Genomic DNA, 23,194 nt, shown 5'->3' on the forward strand with positions numbered 1-23,194 from the left:
TTGTCTCCTGGCGCGGCTCAGTGATGCGCGAACAGCATGTCGTTGATGCGGGTTTCCAGCTCGGCCTGGGCGGCGGTTCCGAGCTGGCTGGGGTCGATGCTGTTGAGTTCGGCGCGGACCTGGCCCGGGTGCGGGGTCAGCAGGAGGATGCGGGTACCGACGCGGATGGCTTCCTCGATGGAGTGGGTCACGAAGAGCACCGTGAACTGGGTGTCGTCCCACAGGCGCAGCAGCTCGTCCTGCATCTTGCGGCGGGTCAGCGCGTCCAGTGCGGCGAAGGGTTCGTCCATCAGCAGCACGTCCGGCTCCATGGCCATGCCACGGGCGATCGAGACGCGTTGCTTCATGCCCCCGGAGAGCATGTGCGGATAGCTGTCGATGAACTTGGCCAGGCCCACCTTGCTGATGTAGTACTCGGCGCGCTCGGCGGCGGCGCGGCCCTGCAGGCGATCACTGGCGTGCAACGCGAATTCGACGTTCTGGCGCACCGTCTTCCAGGGGAGCAGCTGGTCGAATTCCTGGAACACCATCATGCGGTCCGGCCCCGGCTCATGCACCTCGCGCCCCTTGAGGCGGATCGCGCCGGAGGTCGGTTGCAGGTAGCCGCCGATAGCCTTCAACAGGGTGGACTTGCCGCAACCGGAGGGACCCAGCAGGATGTAGCGATCGCCCGGATGGACGTTGAAGCTCACGCTCTGGGTGGCCGTCACCAGCGAATCGGTGGTCTTGTATTGCAGGGTGACGCGGTCGATCTCCAGCAGCGGACGCGATGGATCGATGGCAGATGCGCCATGGGCATTGTCGCTCATGCAAGTCTCCAAATGATTTATAGAATTTATGTTGGAACGGATGCTAGGCCGCGAAGCTGTAACGAATCTGACTAAAAGCTGACGGCTGTTTTTCCCTATGCGTTCGGGCATACAATGGCGCCCTGCAACACGCCCAAGCAGCGCCCACAGCTGCGGCAACGCCATCACACTGGAGATCCCCATGCGCATCCTGCTGGTCGAAGACACCGCCGACGTGGCCGAGGCCATCGTCTCCCACCTCACCCGCATCGGCCATACCGTGGAATGGGAGAGCCAGGGCCTGGCCGCCAGCCGCCGCCTGGGCGAGGCCTTCGACCTCCTGATCCTGGACGTGATGCTGCCGCAACTGGACGGCTTCGCCCTGCTGGAACAATTGCGCACGCGTGGCCAGCACACCCCGGTGCTGATGCTGACCGCCTGCGGCGAGATCGAGGAACGGGTGCGCGCCCTGGACCTGGGCGCGGATGACTACCTGGTCAAGCCCTTCGATTTCCGCGAACTGGAGGCCCGCATCCGCGTCCTGCTGCGCCGTAGCGGCGGCGAATCCACCAACCTGCTGCACTGCGCCAACCTGTGCATCGACCGCAAGAGCCGCAGCGCCACGCTGGACGGCCAGCCCATCGACCTGACGCGGCGCGAGGTGACCCTGCTGGAAATCATCGCCGCCCGTCCGGGTCGCATCTTCAACAAGGATGAATTGATGGATCGGCTCTTCACCGTCGATGACACTCCCAACGCCAACACGGTGGAGCAATACGTGGCGCGTCTGCGCAAGAAGCTGGCCGGCGCCGCCTTCGAGATCCGTACCCTGCGCGGCCTGGGCTACCAGCTGGTGCTGCAGGCCCCGGCCGAGGCCCTGCCCTGATGCAGGGCCGCACTCAGGACGTGGTGGCCGGGCGCTCGCTCTATACCCGGCTGGTGGTGCGCGTGGGCGCGGTGCTGCTGGCCAGCGCCGCGGTGCTGTTGATCGCGATCTGGATTTCCACCCAGCTGGCCGCGAAGGAAGCCTATGACCGCATCCTCACCGGCAGCGCCCTGCAGATCGCCGAAAACACCTGGTACGACCATGGCGAGGTCAATGTCGATGTGCCGCTCGCTGCGCTGTCGATGCTGGGTACCGGCGACCACGCCATTTATGCCGTCTTCGATCCGCGTGGCCGGGTGATTGCCGGCGATGCCGAATTCCGCCCCGAGATTCCCTGGAACGAACTGGAACAGGGTCCACTACTGCGCGATGGCCAATACCTGGGCACGCCGGTGCGCATGGCGATCATCGGCCGCCGCATGCCGGTCGACAGCCCGCATCCCTGGGCCGTCATCGTGCTGGCGCAGACCAATAATGCCCGCATGTCCTTCGCCCACAGCCTGGGCAGCAAGGCGCTGGTGGTGATCGTGGTGATGAGTGTACTGACGCTGGTGGCCGCCATGTTCACGCTGTACCAGGCACTGGCGCCGTTGAAGCGCATCGAGGCGGCCATCCGCGAACGCGACCTGAATGACCTCTCGCCCCTGGCCCTGACGGTGCCGGCCGAAACCCATGCGCTGGTTTCGGCCATCAATGCCTTCATGCAGCGGCTGGCGGTACACCGCGCCACCATGCGCCGCGTGATCGGCGACGCCGCGCACCAGTTGCGCACGCCCGTGACGGCACTGGTGGCGCAGATGGAACTGCTGGCCAGCGAGAGCAACGAAGAAAAACGCCAGCGCCACCTGGGCCTGCTGCGTGAACGCACGCGCAGCCTGGGCGCGCTGGTGAACCAGCTGATCAATCATGCCATGGTGCAGCATCGCAACGACAGCCGCCTGCAGGAGCCCATCGACCTGGCCGCGCTGGTGCGCTCACAGATGACCGAGGTGCTCTCCAACCGGGCGCGCACACCGCACGACCTGGCGCTGGATGTGCCGCCCCTGCCCTGCCTGATCCTGGGTGACGCCATCGCGTTGGGCGAGGCCGTCAAGAACATCCTAGACAATGCCCTGCAATACGGCGCGCCGGGCCTGCTGCATGTGCGGATGGATAGCGATGGTCAACACCATCAGTTGCGCTTCATCGACGACGGACCGGGCATCCCGGCCGGCGATTGGGAGCGCCTGCGCAAGCCCTTCGCGCCGCGTGCGGGGGATCGCATGGGCGCCAGCCTGGGCTTGTCCATCGTCGAGGAAGTGATGCGCGCGCACGGCGGCGAGATGCAGTTCGCCTATCTGCCGGACGGCCATTTTGCGGTCCTGCTGCAGTTCCCCGCCTGGCAAGCGCCCGCCTAGGGCCTGGCTATTTCCATTCGATGATGGCGTTGCGGCGGTCCAGCCAGTGCACCTTCACGCCCGCCGGCGCCACCTTGCGCCCGGCGCAGGCACTGGCGGCCAGCGCGAACGGCGCATCGTAGTAACGGCCGCTGGCGGAGGAACGCAGCGGTGTCTGGGCGGCATGACTGGCGATCCAGTCGGCTGCATTGGTGCGCAGGAAGATCATGCAGGCGCCACCGCTGGTAGGCGCCACCTGGCAGGTGCAGCTGTTGCCGGAGGTGGTGATGGGCTCGGCCAGCGCGCCATTGCCGTTCAAGGTATCCGGCACGGGAACGGGAACCGGCACCGGGATCGGCACCGCCTGCTGGTGTGGGCCATAGTGACCACCCAGGTCGCGCGTGGTGACCTGCGCCAGGGCAGGCAGGGCCGCTGCGCACAAGAGGCAGGCCAGGATGCGTGGAATTGTCATGATCAGGGCTCTCCCAGGGTGGCCATTGCAATGGACCAGGATGGACTAGGCCCGGGCGCGCAGGCGCCACAGGGTGGTGGTTTCCTTGCTGCGGGCGGCGAACAGCGGGTCGTCACGGTCGACGGCCTTGCCGTGGCGCGGCTTGATGTCGTGCCGTGCGATCACCTCCAGGCCCGCCTGCGCTATGGCTTCCGCCAGCATGCCCGGTGCGCGCAGGCCGAGATGCTCGGCGAAATCGGAGAGGATCAGCCAGCCCTCGCCCTGGGCAGTCAGGTGCGCCGCCAGTCCATTGAGGAAACCCAGCAGCATGCGGCTGTCGGGGTCATAGACGGCATGTTCGATGGCCGAGCTGGGTCGCGCCGGCAGCCACGGTGGATTGCACATCACCAGTGGTGCCCGTCCGGCCGGGAACAGGTCGGTCTGCTGTAGCTCCACCTGCTGGCGCAGGCCCAGGCCACGCAGGTTCTCATCGGCACAGGCCAGGGCGCGCGGATCCATGTCGGTAGCGACGATCCTGCGCACGCCCCGCTTTGCCAGCACCGCCGAGAGCACACCGCTACCCACGCCAATGTCGAAGGCCAGTTCGGTGGATGGCAGTGGCGCCTGCGCCACCAGGTCCACATACTCACCCCGCACCGGCGAAAATACGCCGTAATAGGGATGGATGCGCCCACCCAGTGCGCCAATCTCGACACCCTTCTTGCGCCATTCATGGGCACCGATCAGACCCTGCAGTTCGCGCAGCGAGACGGCGAAGGACTCGCTGGCCAGCGCCGCATCGTAGGCCTCGCTGCAGGCCGCCTGCACCTCCGGTGCACGCCGCAGCGGCACCACGAAGCCGGGCTCCACGGGAATGAGCAGCATGCCGAGGATACGCGCGCGTTGCGCCTGCATCTGCCGATGCTGGTGGAAGGCCTGGGCCGGGCCCTCGTCGCTGGCTGGCTTGCTGCGGCTCTTGGCCAGTGCGCGCTCGCGTGCCTTGTCCACGCGCCGGCCCAACGCCTGCAGCAGTTGCCGTGCATTCTGGAAGTCGCCGCGCCAAAGCAGGCCGGTCCCTTCGCAGGCCAGCTTGTAGGCGGTATCGGCAGCGATCTGGTCGTCCGCCTCCTGGACCCGCCGGGGCGGCGGATTACCGGCCTCGGAGTGCCAGCGCAGCTGATGTTGGAGAGCGCCGGACTGCCAGGTGAGCTGCGGCGGGAAATCGTCTTGTGAAGTCATGAATCAGGATAGGCAATGGCGGCGCCGGACGCGCCGCGCGCAAAAACAGCCGCCAGTGTAGCAAAGCATGACGCCGTGGCCTCGCCGGAACCGGAACTTCCCTCCGCCACCGACAACCAAACAAGACAACTTGACGTCGGGCAAACCCCGGCGGCTTTTTTCGCCGGCCGCGCTGCAATGCGCCTATGATGGAGCCGGTCAATCACCGAAGGAGAATCCATGAGCGAGCAAATGCAAACCCCGGGTTTCGATCACCAGCGCCTGCTGGACATGGTCGGCCAGTTCGAGGCGGAGCTGCAGAAACTGCCCGCCGGCAGCACCGAAGCCGACCAGCTGCGCGAAGACATCGCCCGCCTGCGGCAACATCTGAGCGCCCCGCAACCCCATGCCGGCCAGGTCGGCGACACCTGGCAATCCCTGCGTCGCGCCGCCGACAGCCTGGAAAACCAGGTCCTCAAGGACAGCCCCTACATCACCGAGATGGGCCGCATCATCGGACTGCTCTGAGCTCTGAGCTCTGAGCTCTGCGCCACCGGCCGCCGCCGGTAAAAAAACCGCCAGTCGTGATGCATGCAATGCACACGACTGGCGGTTTTCTTTTCAGCGCCGTGGATCCGGAATCCGCGATGCGGCTCAATGGGCTGGCAGCGGAATCCACTCGGTTTCACCCGGGATATCCGGGAACACCTGCTTGTCGCGGCCATTCCAGGCCAGCTTGGCGGCTTCGATCTTGTCCCGCGAGGTAGCGACAAAATTCCACCAGACGAAGCGCGGGCCATCCAGCGGCGCACCGCCCAGGATCATGAAGACCGCCTCGCCGACCGCCTTGAGGGCGACCGTGGCACCCGGTTGCAGAATGGCCAGGGTACCGGCCGGCATGCTTTCGCCATCCAGCGTCACATCGCCACGGACCACATAGATGGCGCGCTCCTGCACCTCGGCGCTGATCTCCAGCTCGGCCCCCTCGGTGGTGCTGCCGGCCACGTACAGGGTCGGGCTGGCGGTCTTTACCGGCGAGCTCACGCCGAAGGCCGAACCGGCCAGCACGTGCAGGCTGGCACCCCCCACCTGGGTCTGCGGCATGTCTTCCGATGCGTAGTGATGGAAGCTCGGTGCGTCCTCTTCCTGGTCGGCCGGCAGGGCCACCCACATCTGCAGACCGTGCACCGGCACCTTCTGCTCGCGGATGTCGTCGGGAATACGCTCGGAGTGCACGATGCCGCGACCCGAGGCCATCCAGTTGACCGCGCCCGGGGTGATGCGCTGGACCACGCCCAGGCTGTCGCGGTGCATCATCGCACCGGAGAACAGGTAGGTGACGGTAGCCAGGCCGATATGCGGGTGGGGACGGACATCGCCTTCGGTGGTGCCGGCGTCGAATTCCACCGGACCCATGTGATCGAAGAAGACGAAGGGGCCGACGGTACGGGCGGCAGCAGCGGGTAGCAGACGGCGCACGGGGAAGCCGATGTCGCGGGTCAGGCCCTGGATCTTGTGAAGGATGTTGCTCATGGTGCTCTCCTGTTGTGGTGCGGGCGTCCCGGACGCCCGTTTTTTCATTCAGATGACTGGCGATGAAGTGCAGTCTTTTTCAGCGCAGATGTGCTCAAAAACGGCCGGCGCGGAAATCATCGATGGCGGCTTCGACCTGCTCGCGGGTATTCATCACGAACGGCCCCCATTGGGCGATGGGCTCGTTCAGAGGCTTGCCGGCGATCAGCAGGAAGCGGCTCCCCTGCTCGGCCCGCACCGTCACCCCGGCGGCACCCACCGGATTGGTCAACACGGCCATGCGACCGGCTTCGGCCGCACGGGTCTCGGCGCCCTCACCGCCCACGGCCAGCTTGCCCTGGTAGACGTAGAGGAAAGCATTGTGGGTGGCCGGGATCGGCAGTTCCAGGCTCACGCCGGCTTCCAGGTCCAGATCCAGGTACAGCGGCTCGGTGGTCTCGCGGCGGATGGCGCCATCGGTACCGAAGGCAGTACCGGCCAGCACGCGCACCTTCACCCCCGGTTGCGGGAAGGTCTCGGGAATACCGGCCGAGGGGATGTCCTGATAGCCAGGATCGGTCATCTTGTCCTTGCCCGCCAGGTTGACCCACAGCTGGAAGCCGCTCATGAGGCCATTTTCTTGCTCCGGCAACTCGGAATGCACCAGGCCGCGACCGGCAGTCATCCATTGCATGCCACCCGGTTCCAGCAGACCTTCGTTACCGGCATTGTCGCGGTGGCGCATGCGGCCGGCCAGCATATAGGTCACGGTCTCGAAGCCGCGATGTGGATGGTCGGGGAAACCGGCCAGGTAGTCGCTGGGCTCATCGGAGTGGAAGGCATCCAGCATCAGGAACGGGTCCAGGCGGCGTTGCAGGTCATGGGTCAGCACGCGGGTGAGGCTGACGCCGGCGCCATCCTGGGTGGGGATGCCGTTGACCAGGCGTTCGATCTGGCGGGTGTAGGGGGTAGTCATGGTCGATCTCCTTGAATCTGAATCAGCCCGCACCTCTTGGGCGCGGGCCGGGACTGCATTGATGGGGCGGTGACAGGTGAGGATCAGCGGATCAATGAATCAGTGTGCTTCTTCCGGCTGGGCCTGGGTGTCGATGGAGGACACCAGCAGCAAGGCGCCGATCAGGGCCACGTTCTTCAGGAAGTGAATCATCTGACCCTGGGCAGCGGCACCTTCCATGGTCCAGAAATGGTGGGCCGACAGGGTGGCGCCGACGGTGAAGAGCGCAATCACCAGCGACACCGGACGCACGCCGCGACCACTCATGAGCAGCAGACCGCCGCCGACTTCGACCAGGATGGTGACCAGCACGGCCAGGGTCGGGACCGGCAGGCCCAGGCTGGTGAAGTAGCCGACGGTACCGGCGAAACCGACGATCTTGAAAATCCCGGAGATGACGAACAGCGACGCCAGCAGGACGCGGCCGATACGGAAGGTGGTGTAGTTGGTAATCATGGTAAGCCTCTCTGATATTGGGTATGGGTGGACTACGGTTGTTTGAGTTGTGATGCCGTGTTGCCTTATTGCATTTTTCTACATGACTTCAATGTGTTCGTCTTGCTACTGCCGACTACGCCCGGCTTTGTGCTGTTCGCTCTCGGCGTTTCACTGCAGCCAGTGACGACAGAATAGGCAAGATCACGCCTCGGAAAAACTGATTATCTTTTTATAATCACCATCAATTTTTTAGATATAGTTGGCGTTTTGCTCTCTTTTGCTCTGCTTTCTGGGGAATGCCATGAACATCGAACGCCTCTCGCTGGACCAGTTACGGGTATTTGTCCAGGTTGCCGACAGTGGCAGTTTCCTGGCAGCCGCGCGCAAGCTGGCGCGGGCGCAATCGGCGGTGAGCTATGCCATCGCCACGCTGGAAGATCAGTTGGGGGTGCTGCTGTTCGACCGCAGCGGCTATCGGCCGCAGCTGACCCGCCCGGGAATGGCACTGCTGGCCGATGCGCGCCAGGTACTGGACCATGTGGATTCGCTGCAGGTGCGGGCCAATTCCTATGCCCGTGGGCAGGAGCTGGAGATGTCGCTGGCGGTGGACGTGTTCTTCCCCACCGACTGCCTGGTGGACCTGCTGCGACGCTTTCGCGACGCCTTCCCGGCCGTGACGGTGAGGCTGGAGGTGGAAGCACTGGGAGCGGTGGCCGAGCGGGTCATCGAAGGCCGCTCCATGCTGGGCATCCTGGGCACGCTGCCGACCACGCCACCCAACCTGCTGCGCATTACCTTGCCCAGCGTGCAGCTGGTGGCGGTGGTGGCGCCTGGCCATCCACTGGCCCAGGTCAAGGGACGGGTGACGGAAAAGATGCTCCAGCAGCAGACCCAGCTGGTGCTGAGCGACCGCAGCGAGCTCACCGCGCGGCAGGATTTTTCGGTGCATTCGCGCCTGACCTGGCGCATGAGCGACCTGGGGACCAAGCACGCCTTGCTGCGTGCCGGCATGGGCTGGGGCAACATGCCCCTGCATGTGGTCAAGGATGACCTGGCAGCGGGACGGCTGATCAGCATCAGCACCGTCCACCACTCGCCCCAGGGCGAGGAGCTGCCGATCCAGTGCGTCTACAAGCCCGACCACCCGGCCGGACCGGCGCTGTCATGGTGGCTGGATTCCCTGGCCGGGCTGAAGTCGCTGGAGCCGCTGCCGGCCGACGCCCCCGCGCCCTAGGCGCCGAGGTGGGCGACGGTAGCGAAACGCTCGCGGTACTGCCCCGGACTGACCCCGAGCTGGCGCAGGAATACCCGACGCAGGTTCTGCTCTTCCCCGTAGCCGGCCTGGCTGGCAATGCGCTTGAGCGGCAGGCGGGTCTCCTCCAGCGCACGGCGCGCCGCTTCCAGCCGCATCAGTTCGACGGTACGAGCCGGCGTGCGTCCGGTTTCGGCCACATACAGCCGGGCAAAGGTGCGCGGGCTCATATTGGCCTGGCGCGCCAGGTTTTCCACCCGCAGGTCGGCTTCCAGATGCGCGGCGATCCAGGCATGCAGCTCGGCAAAGCGCCCTGCCCCGGTGGCTTGCGAGGCCAGCGGGGCGCTGAACTGCGACTGCCCGCCCGGACGCTTGACGAACACCACCAGCTGGCGTGCCGTGGCGATGGCGCAGGCATGGCCCAGGTCCTGCTCCACCAGTGCCAGTGCCAGGTCGATGCCGGCGGTGACGCCCGCGGACGTCCAGATACGGCCCTGGCGGATGTAGATCGGGTCGCCATCGACCTCCAGCGCCGGATAGCGGCGCTGCAGCTGTTCGGCCGAATCCCAGTGCGTGGTCACCCGCAGGCCATCCAGCACGCCGGCCTCGGCCAGGTGGAAGGCGCCGGTACAGACCGAGCAGACACGCTGTGCAAGCGGCGCCATCCGGCGTATCCATGCCACCAGTGCCAGATCCAGACTGAAGGGCTCGCCCAGGCTGCCGCCGGGTGAGATCAGCGTATGCAGCGCTTGCCCGTCCAGCAGTCCATCCAGCGCCGCCAGCGACTGCGTCATCACCGGCAGTCCGGCACTGGTGACGATGGCGCCGCCCTGCGCCGAAGCCACATGCAGCCGATACACCTCCCGCCCCTGCAGACGATTGGTGGTCGCCAGCACCTGCAGGGGGCCGGACAGGTCGAGCAGGTTCATGCCTTCATAGGCCAGGATGACAACCTGGCGCGGTGCGTGCTTGGATTCCATGCAAACCCTGTAGTCGCTTAGTAAAGATCAGAAGTGAAGGTGCGTGCGATCTTAGCGCAGCCCGGCCGCCAGCGTCGCCCGCCCGGCACGCTGGGCCAGCATCCAGCGCCCGGTGACCAGCGCCGAGACCAGCAGCACCGGCAGGATGGCGGCGTTGAGGGTTTCCCACCCAAAGCGCGCCAGCAACGGCCCGGCACCGAGAGTGGCCAGGGCGGTGGCGGCGTAGCGCATCAGCTCGGCCAGGCCCTGGGTCTTGGCCCGTTCGGACGGGGTGTAGGACTGGGCCAGCAAGGTGGTGCCGCCCACGAACATGAAGTTCCAGCCCACGCCCAGCAGCAGCAAGGCCACATAGAAGGCTGGCAAGGTGGTCGAGAGCATGGCGATGAGCGCACAGCCCAGGTTCATGGCCAGCCCCGCCAGCAACACGCTGCCCAGCCCAAAGCGCTGGATCAGGCGCCCGGCGAAGAAGGATGGCGCGTACATGCCCACCAGATGCCACTGGATGATGGCGGCGCCATCGTCGATGCCGTGATGACAGGCCACCGCCGCCAGCGGCGCGGCAGTCATGATGAACATCATCACCATCGACCCGGCCACGTTATTGGCCACCGAGGCCATGAACACCGGGGTGCGGGCGATGGCCGACAAGGACCGTGCCGGCGCCAGTTCCGCACCCGTGGCCGCGGCGGCAGCAAGGTGATCGGTCTGGTCGCGATAGAACAAAATCAGCACCAGCACCGACAGCAGGCCCATGGCCGCCACCACCAGATAGGCGCCGGCAAAGAGCGCGGTGGGGAACCAGTCCTTGCTCCAGGCCGCCAGCGCCGGACCGACCAGCGCCGCGATCACGCCACCGGCCAGCACGGTGGAGATGGCACGGCTCTTGGCCGCTTCACTGACGGCATCGGCCGCCGCCAGGCGGTAATACTGGGCAAAGGCCTGGAATACCCCGACCAGGGCGGTACCGGCGCAGAAGGTCCAGAACTGGGCATGGAACACCGACCACACCGAGATCAACCCGCCCACGCAGCAGCTGGCCGCCCCCAGCACGAAGGACCAGCGCCGTCCCAGGCGCTGGATCAGGAAAGCCGCAAACCAGGTCACCACTGCCCCGGCCACCGTGATGAGGGCAAACGGCAGGGTGGCCAGCGCCTTGTCCGGTGCCAGTTGCCAGCCGGTCAGCGCGGTCAGGGTCAGGTCGATCGAGATGGCGCAGGTGAAGAGCCCCTGACACAGAGCCAGGACGGCGGCATTGCGGCTGCCGGCAGAGGCGGCGGAGGGGAAGCGCATGGGATTTGCTCCGGAGGGTGATTGATGGAAAAATTGTCGGATCGAGGGTGCTTTGGCGTCAATGACACAAAACCTTCAATTCCTGCCAACCCATCCTTGAAAGACCCCGCGACATGCTGATCCAGGCCCACGAATCCGCCCTGCTGGTCGTCGACCCGCAGGAAAAGCTGCTGCCGGCCATTCATGACGGCCAGGCCGTACTGGCCGAGATGGTCCGCATGGCCAGCATCGCCGGCCTGTTGGGGGTGCCGGTGATCGGCACCGAGCAGATGCCCGACAAGCTCGGCCCCAACCACCCCGACATCCGCCGCCTGTGTGACAAGACCCTCTCCAAGCGCCATTTCGACGCCTGCGCCGAGGGCCTGCCGGCGGCCATTCCCCCCTCGGTGCGGCAGATCGTCGTGGCCGGCTGCGAGGCCCATATCTGCGTGCTGCAAACCGCGCTCTCGCTGCTGCAGCGGGGCTATCGCGTGCTGCCGCTGCTGGGCGCCTGCGGCTCGCGCCGCGCCCTGGACCGTGATGCCGCCTTCGAGCGCCTGCGCCAGGCCGGCGCGGTTCCGGTAACCCTGGAAATGGTGGCCTATGAATGGCTGCGGGAAAGCGGGCATCCGCAGTTCCGCACGGTCCTGAAGCTGATCAAGTGAGACCAGCGACGTATTCCCGTGGTCCAGGTCAAGCCTGCCATCGCTCGGGAAGCACGGCCTGACTTAACTGGAATGCACGTTGGGCATTGAAGTGATGAAAGTTTCTGTTATCAGGCCTGCGGATGCATTCAGCAGCCGAGAACTGTGGTAAAAGTAACGGAAAAAATAGCTGCGTGGGCGCATCACGATGTTGCGTATCACCTATCATCACGCCAAACCCTGGCCAGCCGACGCCGCCACAACATAGAGGATCTCCACACGCTTATGTCCAGCCTACCTGCCCCCACGTCCGCCCACGCACCGCCACCGCTCACGCTGCATACCCTGCGCGCCAGTTGCTCTGCTTGCAGCATGCACCAGCTATGCCTGCCGATGGGCCTGGACCAGGGCGACATGCAGCGGCTGGAACAGGTCATCAACCGCCGCCGCAAGGTCAAGCGCGACGAGTCCCTGTACCGCCTCAACGACAAGTTCGACATGCTCTACGCCATCCGGCTGGGGCATTTCAAGACCTTCCAGAGCAATACCAATGGCGGCCAGCAGATCACCGGCTTCCAGATGGCCGGCGAACTGCTGGGCATGGATGCCATCGGCGCCGGTCACCACCTGTGCGAGGCGGTGGCGCTGGAAGACAGCGAAGTCTGTGAAATCCCCTTCTCTCGGCTGGAAGACCTGTTCCGCGACATGCCAACCCTGCTGCGCCAGTTCCATCGCATGATGAGCCTGGAGATTTCCCGCGAGCAGCGCGTCATGCTGACCCTGGGCAGCATGACCGCCCAGCAGAAGATGGCGGCCTTCCTGTTGAACCTGTCCTCGCGCTACGCCAGCCGTGGCTATTCGACCACCCGCTTCCAGTTGCGCATGACCCGCGAGGAAATCGGCAATTACCTGGGTCTGGCGGTGGAAAGCGTGAGCCGCCTGCTGACCAACTTCAAGAAGACCGGCGTCATCGAGGTCAACCACCGCGACGTCGAACTGAGCGACCTGGCAACCCTGCGTGCCATCGCCCTGGGCAACGACCCCTGCGCCTGAGCTGCCGGTAGCTGCCGCCAGCTACCTGCGAGAGGTTAGAATGGCCGGATGACAACACCCCGGCTCCCCCCCTCTTCCCCATCGCTCCTGAAAAGCTTCCTGCGCGCCCGTCTGGCGCGCGACCACCATCTCGGCCTGCCGCTGACCACTGGCCTCATGGCGGTGCTCTCCACCGCACTGCTGTTTGCCCTGATCGCCTATGAAGTCGCCACCAAGGGCGCGCTCACGCGCCTGGATCAGCAACTGGCGGACTGGTTCAACCAGCGTGCCTTCTCGCCCCTGACCGAGCTGGTGCTGGGCTACACCCACCTGCACGGCACCATCGGCGTACTGGTGATGGGCGCGCTGCTGCTACGGCACATGGTGCGGGCGCGGCTATGGGCCTGGGTGGCCGACCTGGCGCTGGTGTTGCCGGGCGGCATGCTGTTCAACTACACGCTCAAGCATGTCTTCGCTCGCATGCGGCCCAGCTTCGAGGATCCCATCCTGGTGCTGCACAGCTACAGCTTCCCCAGCGGACACACCATCGGTGCCACCCTGCTCTACGCCGTGCTGGCGGCCTACCTGCTGAACCAGCCGGCCCTGCTCGCGACCCTCGGCGCGCGCTTGCGCTTGGGCCCTGCCGGCGTACAGCGGTTCGTGGTGGGCGCGGCACTGCTGCTGGTCGGGCTGACCGCGTTCAGCCGGGTCTATCTGGGTGCCCACTTTCTGAGCGATGTACTGGGGGCGATGCTGCTGGGCACGGCCTGGTTCGCGCTATGGACCACGGTGGTTTTCACGATACAGCGGCACTATTGGACAATGTCGCGTTCCAACTGACTTTCCAACATCCCCTCGTTGCGAATGCCAGAACAACAATCCCTCCAGAATTTACCCGACAGCAAGACCGGAACCAGGCGTCCTGACGTCGTTGCCGCCATCAATGCCAAGGCCGGTGGCGGTCACGCCGAAGCGCTGGCCGCCCATATCACCGATGAATTCGCCCGCCACGGCCTGCGCGCCGTGGTGCACTTGGCGCACAGCGGCGAAGACATGCTACAGGCTGCGCGCCAGGCGGTGCGCGACCAGGTCCCGGTGGTCGCCGTCGGCGGCGGCGACGGCAGCGTCAATGCCGTGGCATCCACCCTGCTGGCCGACGGCCAGTGCCACAGTGCGCTGGGCGTGCTGCCGCTGGGGACCCTGAACCACTTCGCCAAGGACCTCGGCATCCCCTTGGTCTTGGAAGAGGCCATCGCCAACATCGCCACCGGGCGCCGCCTGCGGGTCGACAGTGGCGAGGTCAATGGCCAGCCCTTCATCAACAATTCCAGCCTGGGCCTGTATCCGGACATCGTGCGCGAGCGCGAGAAACAGCAGGCCCGCCTGGGGCGCGGCAAGTGGCTGGCGTTCACGTGGGCAGCCATGGGCGCGCTGCGGCGCTACCCCTTCCTGCGCGTACGCCTGTCCATCGATGGCCAGGAACACTGGCGGCGCACGCCCTTCGTCTTCATCGGCAACAACGAATACCTGATGAGCGGCCTGGACATCGGCAAGCGTTCCACCCTCACCGACGGCCGCCTGAGCCTGTACGTCTGCCATCGCACCGGCCGCTGGGGCCTGCTGCGGCTGGCCTTGCACGCGCTGTTCGGGCGCCTGCAGGCGGCGCAGGACTTCGACGTGCTGACCGCCACCGAGATCCACATCGAGACTCACAAGAAGCGCATGCGCGTGGCCACCGATGGCGAGGTCAACCTGATGCAGACGCCGCTGCACTATCGCATCCGCCCCGCCTCGCTGGAGGTGATCGTGCCGCAGGAAGCAAATGACGACGCCGGGAAGGAAGCCGGTATGCTGGACAAACTGTGGGGGGACCGCTGATGCGTACCCTCATCCATCTGTCGGACCTGCATTTCGGTCGCATCGATACGGCCATCATCGAACCACTGATCGCCCAGATCCACGAACTGCGCCCGGATCTGGTGGTGGTCTCGGGCGACCTCACCCAGCGCGCCCGCAGCAGCCAGTTCAAAGAGGCGCGCCAGTTCCTGGACGCCTTGCCCAAGCCGCAACTGGTGGTCCCGGGCAACCACGACGTGCCGCTCTTCAATGTCGCCGCGCGCCTGCTGCAGCCGCTGCGCAAGTACAAGCGCCACATCACCCAGGACCTGCAGCCCTCGTACGTGGACGATGAGATTGCGGTAGTCGGTATCAACACCGCCCGCTCGCTGACCATCCAGGACGGGCGCGTGAACGACCGCCAGATCGAGCTGGCGCGGCGCGAACTGGCGGCGGTGGACGACCATCTGGTCAAGATCATCGTCACCCACCATCCCTTCGACCTGCCGCCGGGGCCGCAGCATCATGGTCTGGTCGGCCAGGCGGTACCGGCCATGCGCGCCTTCGCCCTGTGCGGCGCCGACCTGCTGCTGGCCGGCCACGTGCACACCAGCTCGGCCGTCAGCAGCGCCGGGCGCTATCACATCCCAGGCTATTCGGCGCTGGTGGTACAGGCCGGTACGGCCACCTCCACCCGGGGCCGGGGCGAGAGCAATTCCTTCAATGTGCTGCAGGTGCAGCCGCACGAGATCGTGGTGTACCGCCTGGCCTGGCAGCCCGAGGCACGCTCCTTCGCGCTGGAGGCCACGCAGACCTTCGTACAGCGCGGCAGCGAATGGTTCGAGCAGAAGGCCGACGGCGCACTGGGGGATTAGGGCCGGTTCCGATTCAATCCAACGCCTCCAGGACGCACGGAGCGCACAGACGAAAAAAGAGCCGCAGGGAAACCATGCGGCTCTTTTTTCATGTGCTCGTGACCGGCGCTGCCTGAGGAACCTGACAAACCTGACAACCTGACGACTGCGCCTGCGCAGACTCACATCGGGTTTTGGTCGATCCAGTCGCCGGAGAAATCGAGGATGTAGGCGATGGCCTCGTCTTCGGAGTCGAATTCATTGGTGGGCGCCTTGCGCTGGTAGCGCAGCTTGCCGCTGCCATCCTTGCCCTCGTGAATCACGAAGCAAGCCATGAATTTACCGTTATCGAGCTTCTTGACCTCTGGAATGACGGCATTTCCCCTGTACGGGAAGATCTGGGACATGTGATGAAACCTCCTTGTTGCGAGGCGCCATGCTAGCACAAGCGGCCCGTCTCCACAGGGCGCGGGCCGGGCCGCCGCCGATCTGGCCAGGGCATGAGAATGTGGGAATGGCCGATACAGAAATGGACGGGCCACACCCACATTTGCAACATTGTTGCATTTGTGAGATATTCGCAACTCAGTTGCATTTACATGTTCCCGTCCTGACCCGCATCTCCACCTCCTCCTTCCCGTTTCCCATGACCACCACACAACGCCAGCCGCGCGACACCCGGCTTCCCGTGACGGTGCTTTCCGGCTTCCTCGGTGCCGGCAAGACCACCCTGCTCAACCACATCCTGAACAACCGCGAGGGGCGCCGCGTGGCGGTGATCGTCAACGACATGTCCGAGGTGAACATCGATGCGGCGCTGGTGCGCGACGGTGGTGCCGATCTCTCGCGCACCGAGGAAAAACTGGTCGAGATGAGCAATGGCTGCATCTGCTGCACCCTGCGCGAAGACCTGCTGATGGAAGTGCGCAAGCTGGCCCGGGAGCGCCGCTTCGACCAGCTGGTGATCGAATCGACCGGCATTTCCGAACCACTGCCGGTGGCCGAGACCTTTACCTTCACCGATGAAGACGGCGCCTGCCTGTCCGACGTGGCACGCCTGGATACCATGGTCACGGTGGTGGATGCGTTCAATTTCCTCAAGGATTACAGCTCCCAGGACAGCCTGCAGGAACGCGGCGAATCGATGGGCGAGGAAGACAGCCGCACCGTGGTCGACCTGCTGATCGAGCAGATCGAATTCTGCGACGTGATCGTGCTCAACAAGCTGGACCTGGTCTCGGTGCCCGACCTGGAACGCCTGCACGCCATCCTGCAGCGCCTCAACCCGCGTGCCCGCATCGTCAGCGCCGAGTTCGGCAAGGTGGCGCTGGATCGCGTGCTCAACACGGGCCTGTTCGATTTCGAACAGGCCAGCCAGGCGCCGGGCTGGTTGCAGGAATTGCGCGGCGAGCACGTCCCCGAGACCGAACAGTACGGCATCACCAGCTTCGCCTGGCGCGCGCGCCGACCGATGCATCCGCAGCGCTTCTTCGCCCTGGTCAATAGCGAGTGGCCGGGCGTGGTGCGCTCCAAGGGTTTCTTCTGGCTGGCCACGCGACCAGCCCATGCGGGCTCGTGGTCGCAGGCCGGGGCGGTATGCCGCCACGGACTGGCCGGCAAATGGTGGGCCGCAGTGCCCCGCGAAAAATGGCCGCAGGAACAGGAATCCATTGATTTCATCATGGAACAATGGGATGAGAACGTCGGCGACGCCCGCCAGGAACTGGTGCTGATCGGCATCGACCTCGATCAGGACACCCTGCGCGCCAGGCTGGAAGCCTGCCTGCTGTCGGACGCCGAGATGGCCCAGGGGCCGCTGGGCTGGGCCCGCATGCCCGACCCTTTCCCGGTCTGGGAATGAGGAAGCCGATACCATGAGCCTCACCAGCACCCTGCCCGACGTTGCCCGCGAACAGCGCGCCAACATCGCCCTGCCGCTGGAATGGGTGGGCATGAGCGGCATCGCCCTGCCCCTGCATCTGCAGGACGGCGCCGCGCCCATCCCCGCCAGCGCCGAAGTGGCGGTCGATCTGCCCGACCCGCAGGCCAAGGGCATCCACATGTCGCGCCTGTATCTGCTGCTGGAGCAATTCACCGCCCGCGCGGCACTGACACCGCCGCTGATCCATGCCCTGCTGCGCCAGATGCGCGAGAGCCACGCCGATTGCCACTCACGCGGGGCCGCCTTGCGCCTGGATTTTTCCCTGCTGCAGCAACGCCCGGCGCTGGTCACGCCCGGCCTGTCGGGCTGGAAGAGCTATCCCGTCAGCCTGGCCGCCGAACTGCATGACGAGCAGGTGCAACTGAGCCTGCGAGTGCGGGTGGCCTATTCCTCTACCTGCCCCTGTTCCGCCGCGCTGTCGCGCAAGGCCTTGCAGGATGCCTTCGCCAGTCACTTCGCCGCCAGCCTCGCCATCCCGCGCGAAGCCGCGCTGGACTGGCTGGCGCGACATGCCAGCCTGGCCACGCCGCACAGCCAGCGCAGCGAGGCCGAACTGAGCATCAACGTCGCCCCCGACAGCGCCGAGTTGCCGCTGTCGGCCCTGATCGATACCGCCGAAGCGGCACTGGGCACCGCCGTGCAGACGGCCGTGCGACGTGCCGATGAGCAAGCCTTTGCATTGGCCAACGGCGCCAACCTGATGTATGTGGAAGATGCGGCGCGGCGCCTGCGGCAGGCACTGGAAGCGGCCTTCGGCAGCTGCGCGGTGCGGGTCAGCCATTACGAAAGCCTGCATGCGCACGATGCGGTGGCCGCCACCGCCAGCCCAGGCTGGCGCGAGCAGATCCGCTGATGATGGCCAGTGGCGGCCGCCCCCCGGGCCGCCGCCTGGCACGATGAGCGAAAGCGGGGTATCGTTGCCGCTCCTGCGTAAAAGATTTCCATGATGTCCGACCACTTCCCTTCCTTCCTGCAACGCCACCAGTACGCATCCCTCGAACCCGGTCCTCGCCTGCTGGTACTGGGTGCCGTGCACGGCAACGAAACCTGCGGCACGCAGGCCATCGCCCGCCTGCGCGAGCAACTCGACAGCGGCCAGCTGCGTCTGCAACGCGGCCTGCTGACGCTGGTGCCGGTCACCAATCCGCTGGCCTACCAGAAGCACCAGCGCCAGGGCGAACGCAACCTCAACCGCAACCTGCGCCCGCATCCGGCCCCGGCCAACTTCGAGGACCAGCTCTGCAATGTGCTGTGTCCCTGGATCGATGAACACGAGGTGCTGCTGGACCTGCACTCCTTCCACACCGGCGGCGTTCCCTTCGCCATGCTGGGTCCGCTGGACAACCAGGACGCAGTCGAGCCCTTCGCCCATGCAGCGGCCGAGCAGCGCATGGTGGCGCACCTGGGCTGCAAGCGGGTGGTCGAAGGATGGATGACGGCCTACGTGCGTGGCGTGGAACGCCGCCGCCAGCAAGGCCATGCGGTGTCGCCGGATCTGCTGGACCGGCAATACGGCGTGGGCACCACCGAATATGCGCGCAGTCACGGCCTGTACGGCGTCACGCTGGAATGCGGCCAGCATGATGATCCCCAGGCTCCCGAGGTCGCCTATCAGGCCATCCTGCAGACCCTGAGCTTGCACGGCATGATCGATCGCCCCCTGCAGCCGCCGGCGGACGACATCCAGATCATCCGCCTGGTCGATGTGATCGACATGGCCCATCCCGATGATCGCTTTGTCCGCGAATGGGCCAGCTTCGACCGGCTGCGTGCCGGTGAAGTGATCGGCCATCGCCACGACGGCCGCCCGGTCACCGCACCGGAAGACGGCTACATCGTCTTCCCCAACCCGCTTGCCCTGCCGGGCAACGAGTGGTTCTATCTGGGCGTGGACAGCCCGCGCAGCCTGTAAGGCTTCAGGCCGCGCAATCCAGCGCGTAGAAGCGGGTATCGACCACCATCACCGGGAAGGCCGGCGGCAGGTCGGCCTGCTCGATCTGGCGGAAGCCGTTCTTTTCATAGAAGCGATGCGCCGCCAGGAACTTGGCGGTGGTACCCAGGAAGATCTGGCGCACCCCCTGCTGCCTGGCCCAGTCCACCGCGCCCTGCAACAAGCGGGCGGCCGTGCCATGCTCCTTGCCGCGATGGGTGGCGGCCACGAACATCTTGCGCAGCGCCACCTGATCATTGCCGATGTCCAGCAGGGAGATGGTACCGACCACCTTGCCTGCCTCCAGCGCCACCCAGAAATTGCCCTTGCCCTTCTGGTAGAAGCCGGGGATGTCCTTCAGGTCGGGCTGGCCTTCCAGGGTGATGGGGATGCCGAACTCCTCTTGCTGGATCGGCAGGATGACGTCCACCACGCCACTGGCGTGGTCGGGCGAGAAAGCTTGAATCTGGATCATGGGGTGCAGACGAAAGAATGGATGAGGGGGATAGGCTTGCGGTGTAGAGCGGATTACGTGAGTTCGTGACCCGGCGTGAGCTCCCAGCAGCGCGGGCTGTGGGCGAATCCGATATGGCCATAGTAGTCGGCGGCATCGGGCGCGGCCAGCAGGCGCAGGCGGCAACGCGGCCCCAGCAGGCTGCGGGCATGACGGATCAATTCCTTGCCGATGCCCTGGCGCTGGTACTGCTCGTCCACGGCCAGCTCCGACAGGTAGCAGGCATAGGCGAAATCGGTCACGCCCCGCGCCACGCCGACGATCAGATCGCCATCCCACGCGGTGGCGATCAGGTTGGCATGCTCGACCATGGCCTGCATGCAGTCACGGTCGTCGAGCGGGCGGCGGGGTCCCAGCGAAGTACGGGAGAGGATATCGATGAACTGATCCGCCGTGAGGCGGACGTCGGTACGGTAGACGATGGGCATGCGCGGGCTCGCTGACAGTCGAAGCCGCCCACGTTAACACAAAATGCCGGAAGGCACGCGGCACCCTGGCCTGCCCGGCGCTGCTTCAGTCCGGGCGCTGATAGACCTGCTGCGCCACCGGCTTGCCGGTGGCATCCACCCTGACCAGCACCATCTCGCCGGAGGCCACGCTGGCACCGGTCCAGCGGGCGATGTTCACGTCATGCGTGACCAGGATCAGCGCCCGCCCCTGCTTGGCCGGCAGAGTGCTGCGCAGGTAGGCCTGCAGACGTTCATTGGCGCTGTCGGCGCGGCCAGCCTGATCATTGAAGAACGAGGCCAGGCTATCTTCTACCAGCGGTGTCCCGAAGCCCAGCAGGCTGGCCGTCTCCCGGGTACGGCACCAGGGACTGGCCGCCACCACCGCGCTGCGCACGCCCTGCTCGCGCAGCCAGGCTCCGATCTTGCGTGCCTGCGCCCGTCCTTCTTCGTTGAGGTTGCGTTGCGTACTGCAGTCCTCCAGCGAGAATCCCGCCGGGTCGCCGATGCCGGGGGCACGGGCGTGCCGCATGATGAGCACCTGGTCAGCAGCGGCCAGGCGCTGGCCGAGGTCGTCAGCCCTTGCGGGCGTAGCAAAGGCAGCCAGGAAAAGAAAGCAGGCGAAGGAAGCGAGGAGGCCTCGGAACAGCAATCCGGTCATGGTCGAAGGTCTGGCGCACAAGTCTGTGGGCCTTCAGTCTAGTCCGGAATGCCGACGCCGCGCCCGCGCGGGGAGCGCGTTTGCGGCGTCAAAAGCAGGTCATGGTGCAGAAAATCTCAGGCGTTCTTCCATTGCGGGCTACGCTTTTCGAGGAAGGCCTGGACGCCCTCGCGCTGGTCCTGGGTATCGAACAGATCGACGAAGAGTTCGCGCTCGGTCTGCAGGATGCTGCCCAGCGGATTATGGCGCGCCCCCTGGATCAGTTGCTTGCTGGCCGCCACCGAGGACGGGCTCTGCTTTTCCGCCTGCAGGGCCAGCGCCAGTGCGCGCTCGCGGGCCTGGCCCTTGGGTACCACTTCTTCCACCAGGCCAATACGCAGCGCGGTCTCCGCATTGACGCGCTCGCCGCACAGGATCATGCGCTTGGCCCAGCCCTCACCGACCAGCCAGGGCAGGTTCTGCGTGCCACCGGCACAGGGCAAGAGGCCCACTGCGGCCTCCGGCAAGGCCATCTGCGCCTGTTCCTCGGCAATGCGGATATCGCAGGCCAGTGCGCATTCCAGGCCGCCGCCCATGGCGTAGCCGTTGATGGCGGCAATCGAGACGCCACGGAAGGCGGACAAGGTCTCGAAGGCTTCGCCGAAGCGACGCGCCATCTCGCGCGCCATGGCCTTGTCACCATCGGCGAAGAGCTTCAGGTCGGCGCCGGCGGAAAAGAATTTCTCGCCCTCGCCGGTGACCACCAGGGTGTAGACGTTGCGGTCGGCATTGAGGTCCCGGACCAGTTGTGTCAGGTCGGCCAGGGCCTCGCGGGTCCAAGTGTTGGCGGGCGGATTGGACAGCGTCAGTACCGCGGTGTGGCCGGTGATGTCCAGTTTCAGGTTGGTGTAGGTGCGCATGCTCGTCCTTGTGTCGGGTCAGCGGATATCGTCCAGGTTGTCGCGTTCCAGCAGCTTGCGCGAAATGATGACCCGCATGATTTCATTGGTACCTTCCAGGATCTGGTGTACCCGGACGTCGCGGAAATAGCGCTCCAGCGGGTATTCGCGGATATAGCCATAGCCGCCATGCAATTGCAGGGCCTCGTTGCAGATGCGGAAACCGAGGTCGGTCGCCAGTCGCTTGGCCATGGCGCAATAGGTGGTGGCCTCGGGCGAACCGGCGTCCAGCTTGGTGGCCGCCAGGCGCACCATCTGGCGCGCCGCCACCAGTTCGGTCTGCATGTCGGCCAGCTTGAATTGCAGGGCCTGGAAATCGGCGATGGGGCGACCGAACTGCTTGCGTTCCTTCATGTAGGCATGGGCCGCATCCAGTGCGCCCTGGGCCGCGCCCACCGAGCAGGTGGCGATGTTGATGCGGCCACCGTCCAGCCCCTTCATGGCGAACACGAAGCCCTCGCCCTCCTCGCCCAGCAGGTGGTCCACCGGGACCTTGACGTTGTCGAAGCTGATGGTGCGGGTGGGCTGGCTGTTCCAGCCCATCTTGCTTTCCTTCTTGCCGTAGCTGATGCCGGGGGTATCACCCGGCACCACGATGGCCGACACCCCGCGTGCGCCGGGGCCGCCGGTGCGTGCCATCACCACCAGCAGGTCGGTACTGCCAGCCCCCGAGATGAAGGCCTTGGAACCATTGATGAGGTAGAAGTCGTCGACACGGCGCGCGGTGGTCTTGAGCGAGGCCGCATCCGACCCGGAACCAGGCTCGGTCAGGCAATAGGAGCCGATCTTCTGACCGGCCGCCAGTTGCTCGCACCATTGCTCCTTCAGTGAAGCCTGGCCCCAGGTGGCCACCATCCAGCTGACCATGTTGTGGATGGTGAGATAGGCGGCGGTGGAGGTACAGGCCCGCGCCAGTTCCTCGAAGACCACGGTGGCATCCAGCCGGGTCAGGCCCAGGCCGCCATCGGCCTCGGGCGTATAGAGTCCGCAGAAACCCAGTTCGCCGGCCTTGGCGATCACGTCCAGCGGGAAATGGGCTTCCTCGTCCCACTTGGCCGCAAAGGGCGCCATCTCGCCGGCCGCAAAGTCGCGTGCGCTTTGCTGGAAGGCCAACTGGTCCTGATTGAGTTCAAAATCCATGCCTGTCTCCTGTTCGTTGTTTTTCCTGGCCGTGCGGGCGCAGGGCATGCCGCCAGTGGCAGTTAGCTTAAT

General features: G+C 65.6%; 26 protein-coding genes. 12 read left to right on the top strand and 14 right to left on the bottom strand.

The annotated features are described in order from the left end of the window. Window positions 1–17: 17 nt before the first annotated feature. Window positions 18–809, bottom strand: coding sequence for an ABC transporter ATP-binding protein (locus tag HWE04_RS03815; RefSeq protein ID WP_241811561.1), 792 nt, complete (start codon window positions 807–809; stop codon window positions 18–20). Window positions 810–990: 181 nt separating this feature from the next. On the opposite strand from HWE04_RS03815, the gene HWE04_RS03820 reads away from it, so the two are divergent. Together HWE04_RS03820 and HWE04_RS03825 are read left to right on the top strand one after the other, a co-directional pair. Next, window positions 991–1,674: a response regulator transcription factor gene (locus tag HWE04_RS03820; RefSeq protein WP_077238083.1), complete on the top strand. Its 684-nt coding sequence runs from the start codon at window positions 991–993 to the stop codon at window positions 1,672–1,674. Next, window positions 1,674–3,071: a sensor histidine kinase gene (locus tag HWE04_RS03825; RefSeq protein WP_241811562.1), complete on the top strand. Its 1,398-nt coding sequence runs from the start codon at window positions 1,674–1,676 to the stop codon at window positions 3,069–3,071. The genes HWE04_RS03820 and HWE04_RS03825 overlap by 1 nt, the downstream gene beginning before the upstream one ends. 7 nt (window positions 3,072–3,078) lie before the next feature. On the opposite strand, the gene HWE04_RS03830 is transcribed toward HWE04_RS03825, so the two are convergent. Continuing rightward, window positions 3,079–3,522, bottom strand: a complete 444-nt coding sequence (locus HWE04_RS03830; RefSeq protein WP_241811563.1) for a hypothetical protein — start codon at window positions 3,520–3,522, stop codon at window positions 3,079–3,081. 45 nt (window positions 3,523–3,567) lie between these two features. After that, the gene (locus tag HWE04_RS03835) at window positions 3,568–4,740 is read right to left on the bottom strand and encodes a methyltransferase (RefSeq protein ID WP_241811564.1); all 1,173 of its coding nucleotides are present in this window, start codon (window positions 4,738–4,740) and stop codon (window positions 3,568–3,570) included. 219 nt (window positions 4,741–4,959) lie between these two features. Here HWE04_RS03835 and HWE04_RS03840 point away from each other — a divergent pair, with 219 nt between their 5' ends. Next, window positions 4,960–5,247: a hypothetical protein gene (locus HWE04_RS03840; protein WP_006463868.1), complete on the top strand. Its 288-nt coding sequence runs from the start codon at window positions 4,960–4,962 to the stop codon at window positions 5,245–5,247. 126 nt (window positions 5,248–5,373) lie between these two features. On the opposite strand, the gene HWE04_RS03845 is transcribed toward HWE04_RS03840, so the two are convergent. The 3 genes from HWE04_RS03845 to HWE04_RS03855 form a co-directional block, all read right to left on the bottom strand. Continuing rightward, a complete protein-coding gene (locus tag HWE04_RS03845) occupies window positions 5,374–6,252 on the bottom strand; it encodes a pirin family protein (RefSeq protein WP_241811565.1) in 879 nt (292 codons plus the stop codon). A 94-nt stretch (window positions 6,253–6,346) separates the two neighbouring features. Continuing rightward, window positions 6,347–7,207, bottom strand: coding sequence for a pirin family protein (locus HWE04_RS03850; RefSeq protein ID WP_241811566.1), 861 nt, complete (start codon window positions 7,205–7,207; stop codon window positions 6,347–6,349). A gap of 99 nt (window positions 7,208–7,306) precedes the next feature. Next, window positions 7,307–7,702, bottom strand: a complete 396-nt coding sequence (locus tag HWE04_RS03855; RefSeq protein ID WP_006463871.1) for a DoxX family protein — start codon at window positions 7,700–7,702, stop codon at window positions 7,307–7,309. A 283-nt stretch (window positions 7,703–7,985) separates the two neighbouring features. Between HWE04_RS03855 and HWE04_RS03860 the strand changes: the two genes are divergently transcribed. Continuing rightward, window positions 7,986–8,918 (top strand): LysR family transcriptional regulator, encoded by a 933-nt coding sequence (locus HWE04_RS03860; RefSeq protein WP_241811567.1) that lies wholly within the window; start codon window positions 7,986–7,988, stop codon window positions 8,916–8,918. Here HWE04_RS03860 and HWE04_RS03865 read toward each other — a convergent pair. Next, complete coding sequence (locus HWE04_RS03865; protein ID WP_241811568.1) at window positions 8,915–9,916, bottom strand: GlxA family transcriptional regulator; 1,002 nt, start codon at window positions 9,914–9,916, stop codon at window positions 8,915–8,917. The genes HWE04_RS03860 and HWE04_RS03865 overlap by 4 nt on opposite strands. Before the next feature lie 51 nt (window positions 9,917–9,967). Next, window positions 9,968–11,206 carry an MFS transporter gene (locus HWE04_RS03870; RefSeq protein ID WP_241811569.1) on the bottom strand — a complete coding sequence of 413 codons (1,239 nt, stop codon included), beginning with the start codon at window positions 11,204–11,206 and terminating at the stop codon, window positions 9,968–9,970. A 113-nt stretch (window positions 11,207–11,319) separates the two neighbouring features. Between HWE04_RS03870 and HWE04_RS03875 the strand changes: the two genes are divergently transcribed. From HWE04_RS03875 to HWE04_RS03895, 5 genes are all read left to right on the top strand, one after another. After that, window positions 11,320–11,850, top strand: a complete 531-nt coding sequence (locus HWE04_RS03875; protein WP_241811570.1) for an isochorismatase family protein — start codon at window positions 11,320–11,322, stop codon at window positions 11,848–11,850. A 264-nt stretch (window positions 11,851–12,114) separates the two neighbouring features. After that, window positions 12,115–12,882, top strand: a complete 768-nt coding sequence (gene fnr, locus HWE04_RS03880; RefSeq protein WP_102662363.1) for a fumarate/nitrate reduction transcriptional regulator Fnr — start codon at window positions 12,115–12,117, stop codon at window positions 12,880–12,882. 48 nt (window positions 12,883–12,930) lie between these two features. After that, window positions 12,931–13,701: a phosphatase PAP2 family protein gene (locus tag HWE04_RS03885; protein WP_241811571.1), complete on the top strand. Its 771-nt coding sequence runs from the start codon at window positions 12,931–12,933 to the stop codon at window positions 13,699–13,701. 24 nt (window positions 13,702–13,725) lie between these two features. Then, window positions 13,726–14,739, top strand: a complete 1,014-nt coding sequence (locus HWE04_RS03890) for a diacylglycerol/lipid kinase family protein (RefSeq protein ID WP_241811572.1) — start codon at window positions 13,726–13,728, stop codon at window positions 14,737–14,739. Beyond that, window positions 14,739–15,572 (top strand): metallophosphoesterase family protein, encoded by an 834-nt coding sequence (locus HWE04_RS03895; RefSeq protein ID WP_241811573.1) that lies wholly within the window; start codon window positions 14,739–14,741, stop codon window positions 15,570–15,572. Before HWE04_RS03890 ends, HWE04_RS03895 begins: the two co-directional genes overlap by 1 nt. A 161-nt stretch (window positions 15,573–15,733) precedes the next feature. Here the strand turns inward: HWE04_RS03895 and HWE04_RS03900 are convergent, their stop codons facing one another. Continuing rightward, on the bottom strand, window positions 15,734–15,958 hold the full coding sequence (locus HWE04_RS03900; protein ID WP_241811574.1) for a hypothetical protein: 225 nt from the start codon (window positions 15,956–15,958) through the stop codon (window positions 15,734–15,736). Window positions 15,959–16,197: 239 nt separating this feature from the next. Between HWE04_RS03900 and zigA the strand changes: the two genes are divergently transcribed. The 3 genes from zigA (at window position 16,198) to HWE04_RS03915 (ending at window position 19,405) form a co-directional block, all read left to right on the top strand. Further along, window positions 16,198–17,412 (top strand): zinc metallochaperone GTPase ZigA, encoded by a 1,215-nt coding sequence (gene zigA, locus HWE04_RS03905; RefSeq protein ID WP_241811575.1) that lies wholly within the window; start codon window positions 16,198–16,200, stop codon window positions 17,410–17,412. A gap of 13 nt (window positions 17,413–17,425) precedes the next feature. Next, window positions 17,426–18,346 (top strand): GTP cyclohydrolase FolE2, encoded by a 921-nt coding sequence (gene folE2 / locus HWE04_RS03910; protein ID WP_241811576.1) that lies wholly within the window; start codon window positions 17,426–17,428, stop codon window positions 18,344–18,346. Window positions 18,347–18,439: 93 nt separating this feature from the next. After that, window positions 18,440–19,405, top strand: coding sequence for a succinylglutamate desuccinylase/aspartoacylase domain-containing protein (locus HWE04_RS03915; RefSeq protein ID WP_241811844.1), 966 nt, complete (start codon window positions 18,440–18,442; stop codon window positions 19,403–19,405). A 4-nt stretch (window positions 19,406–19,409) separates the two neighbouring features. Here the strand turns inward: HWE04_RS03915 and HWE04_RS03920 are convergent, their stop codons facing one another. The 5 genes from HWE04_RS03920 to HWE04_RS03940 form a co-directional block, all read right to left on the bottom strand. Further along, entirely contained in the window at window positions 19,410–19,898 is a 489-nt protein-coding gene (locus HWE04_RS03920; RefSeq protein ID WP_241811577.1) for a GNAT family N-acetyltransferase, read from the bottom strand. Between the two features lie 53 nt (window positions 19,899–19,951). Beyond that, a complete protein-coding gene (locus HWE04_RS03925) occupies window positions 19,952–20,365 on the bottom strand; it encodes a GNAT family N-acetyltransferase (protein ID WP_077238098.1) in 414 nt (137 codons plus the stop codon). Between the two features lie 85 nt (window positions 20,366–20,450). Beyond that, window positions 20,451–21,044 carry a histidine phosphatase family protein gene (locus tag HWE04_RS03930; protein WP_241811578.1) on the bottom strand — a complete coding sequence of 198 codons (594 nt, stop codon included), beginning with the start codon at window positions 21,042–21,044 and terminating at the stop codon, window positions 20,451–20,453. A gap of 116 nt (window positions 21,045–21,160) precedes the next feature. Beyond that, window positions 21,161–21,943 carry an enoyl-CoA hydratase gene (locus HWE04_RS03935; RefSeq protein WP_241811579.1) on the bottom strand — a complete coding sequence of 261 codons (783 nt, stop codon included), beginning with the start codon at window positions 21,941–21,943 and terminating at the stop codon, window positions 21,161–21,163. Window positions 21,944–21,961: 18 nt separating this feature from the next. Then, the gene (locus HWE04_RS03940; RefSeq protein WP_006463888.1) at window positions 21,962–23,122 is read right to left on the bottom strand and encodes an acyl-CoA dehydrogenase family protein; all 1,161 of its coding nucleotides are present in this window, start codon (window positions 23,120–23,122) and stop codon (window positions 21,962–21,964) included. Between the last annotated feature and the right edge of the window lie 72 nt (window positions 23,123–23,194).

The organism is Herbaspirillum sp. C7C2 (assembly GCF_022627865.1).
Classification (GTDB): Bacteria; Pseudomonadota; Gammaproteobacteria; order Burkholderiales; family Burkholderiaceae_D; genus Herbaspirillum; species Herbaspirillum frisingense.

What these genes read in the sequence shown, in the direction of transcription:
- HWE04_RS03815 (WP_241811561.1), bottom strand. Translation starts at nt 809, where the DNA reads ATGAGCGACAATGCCCATGGCGCATCTGCCATCGATCCATCGCGTCCG.
- HWE04_RS03820 (WP_077238083.1), top strand. Translation starts at nt 991, where the DNA reads ATGCGCATCCTGCTGGTCGAAGACACCGCCGACGTGGCCGAGGCCATC.
- HWE04_RS03825 (WP_241811562.1), top strand. Translation starts at nt 1,674, where the DNA reads ATGCAGGGCCGCACTCAGGACGTGGTGGCCGGGCGCTCGCTCTATACC.
- HWE04_RS03830 (WP_241811563.1), bottom strand. Translation starts at nt 3,522, where the DNA reads ATGACAATTCCACGCATCCTGGCCTGCCTCTTGTGCGCAGCGGCCCTG.
- HWE04_RS03835 (WP_241811564.1), bottom strand. Translation starts at nt 4,740, where the DNA reads ATGACTTCACAAGACGATTTCCCGCCGCAGCTCACCTGGCAGTCCGGC.
- HWE04_RS03840 (WP_006463868.1), top strand. Translation starts at nt 4,960, where the DNA reads ATGAGCGAGCAAATGCAAACCCCGGGTTTCGATCACCAGCGCCTGCTG.
- HWE04_RS03845 (WP_241811565.1), bottom strand. Translation starts at nt 6,252, where the DNA reads ATGAGCAACATCCTTCACAAGATCCAGGGCCTGACCCGCGACATCGGC.
- HWE04_RS03850 (WP_241811566.1), bottom strand. Translation starts at nt 7,207, where the DNA reads ATGACTACCCCCTACACCCGCCAGATCGAACGCCTGGTCAACGGCATC.
- HWE04_RS03855 (WP_006463871.1), bottom strand. Translation starts at nt 7,702, where the DNA reads ATGATTACCAACTACACCACCTTCCGTATCGGCCGCGTCCTGCTGGCG.
- HWE04_RS03860 (WP_241811567.1), top strand. Translation starts at nt 7,986, where the DNA reads ATGAACATCGAACGCCTCTCGCTGGACCAGTTACGGGTATTTGTCCAG.
- HWE04_RS03865 (WP_241811568.1), bottom strand. Translation starts at nt 9,916, where the DNA reads ATGGAATCCAAGCACGCACCGCGCCAGGTTGTCATCCTGGCCTATGAA.
- HWE04_RS03870 (WP_241811569.1), bottom strand. Translation starts at nt 11,206, where the DNA reads ATGCGCTTCCCCTCCGCCGCCTCTGCCGGCAGCCGCAATGCCGCCGTC.
- HWE04_RS03875 (WP_241811570.1), top strand. Translation starts at nt 11,320, where the DNA reads ATGCTGATCCAGGCCCACGAATCCGCCCTGCTGGTCGTCGACCCGCAG.
- fnr (WP_102662363.1), top strand. Translation starts at nt 12,115, where the DNA reads ATGTCCAGCCTACCTGCCCCCACGTCCGCCCACGCACCGCCACCGCTC.
- HWE04_RS03885 (WP_241811571.1), top strand. Translation starts at nt 12,931, where the DNA reads ATGACAACACCCCGGCTCCCCCCCTCTTCCCCATCGCTCCTGAAAAGC.
- HWE04_RS03890 (WP_241811572.1), top strand. Translation starts at nt 13,726, where the DNA reads ATGCCAGAACAACAATCCCTCCAGAATTTACCCGACAGCAAGACCGGA.
- HWE04_RS03895 (WP_241811573.1), top strand. Translation starts at nt 14,739, where the DNA reads ATGCGTACCCTCATCCATCTGTCGGACCTGCATTTCGGTCGCATCGAT.
- HWE04_RS03900 (WP_241811574.1), bottom strand. Translation starts at nt 15,958, where the DNA reads ATGTCCCAGATCTTCCCGTACAGGGGAAATGCCGTCATTCCAGAGGTC.
- zigA (WP_241811575.1), top strand. Translation starts at nt 16,198, where the DNA reads ATGACCACCACACAACGCCAGCCGCGCGACACCCGGCTTCCCGTGACG.
- folE2 (WP_241811576.1), top strand. Translation starts at nt 17,426, where the DNA reads ATGAGCCTCACCAGCACCCTGCCCGACGTTGCCCGCGAACAGCGCGCC.
- HWE04_RS03915 (WP_241811844.1), top strand. Translation starts at nt 18,440, where the DNA reads ATGTCCGACCACTTCCCTTCCTTCCTGCAACGCCACCAGTACGCATCC.
- HWE04_RS03920 (WP_241811577.1), bottom strand. Translation starts at nt 19,898, where the DNA reads ATGATCCAGATTCAAGCTTTCTCGCCCGACCACGCCAGTGGCGTGGTG.
- HWE04_RS03925 (WP_077238098.1), bottom strand. Translation starts at nt 20,365, where the DNA reads ATGCCCATCGTCTACCGTACCGACGTCCGCCTCACGGCGGATCAGTTC.
- HWE04_RS03930 (WP_241811578.1), bottom strand. Translation starts at nt 21,044, where the DNA reads ATGACCGGATTGCTGTTCCGAGGCCTCCTCGCTTCCTTCGCCTGCTTT.
- HWE04_RS03935 (WP_241811579.1), bottom strand. Translation starts at nt 21,943, where the DNA reads ATGCGCACCTACACCAACCTGAAACTGGACATCACCGGCCACACCGCG.
- HWE04_RS03940 (WP_006463888.1), bottom strand. Translation starts at nt 23,122, where the DNA reads ATGGATTTTGAACTCAATCAGGACCAGTTGGCCTTCCAGCAAAGCGCA.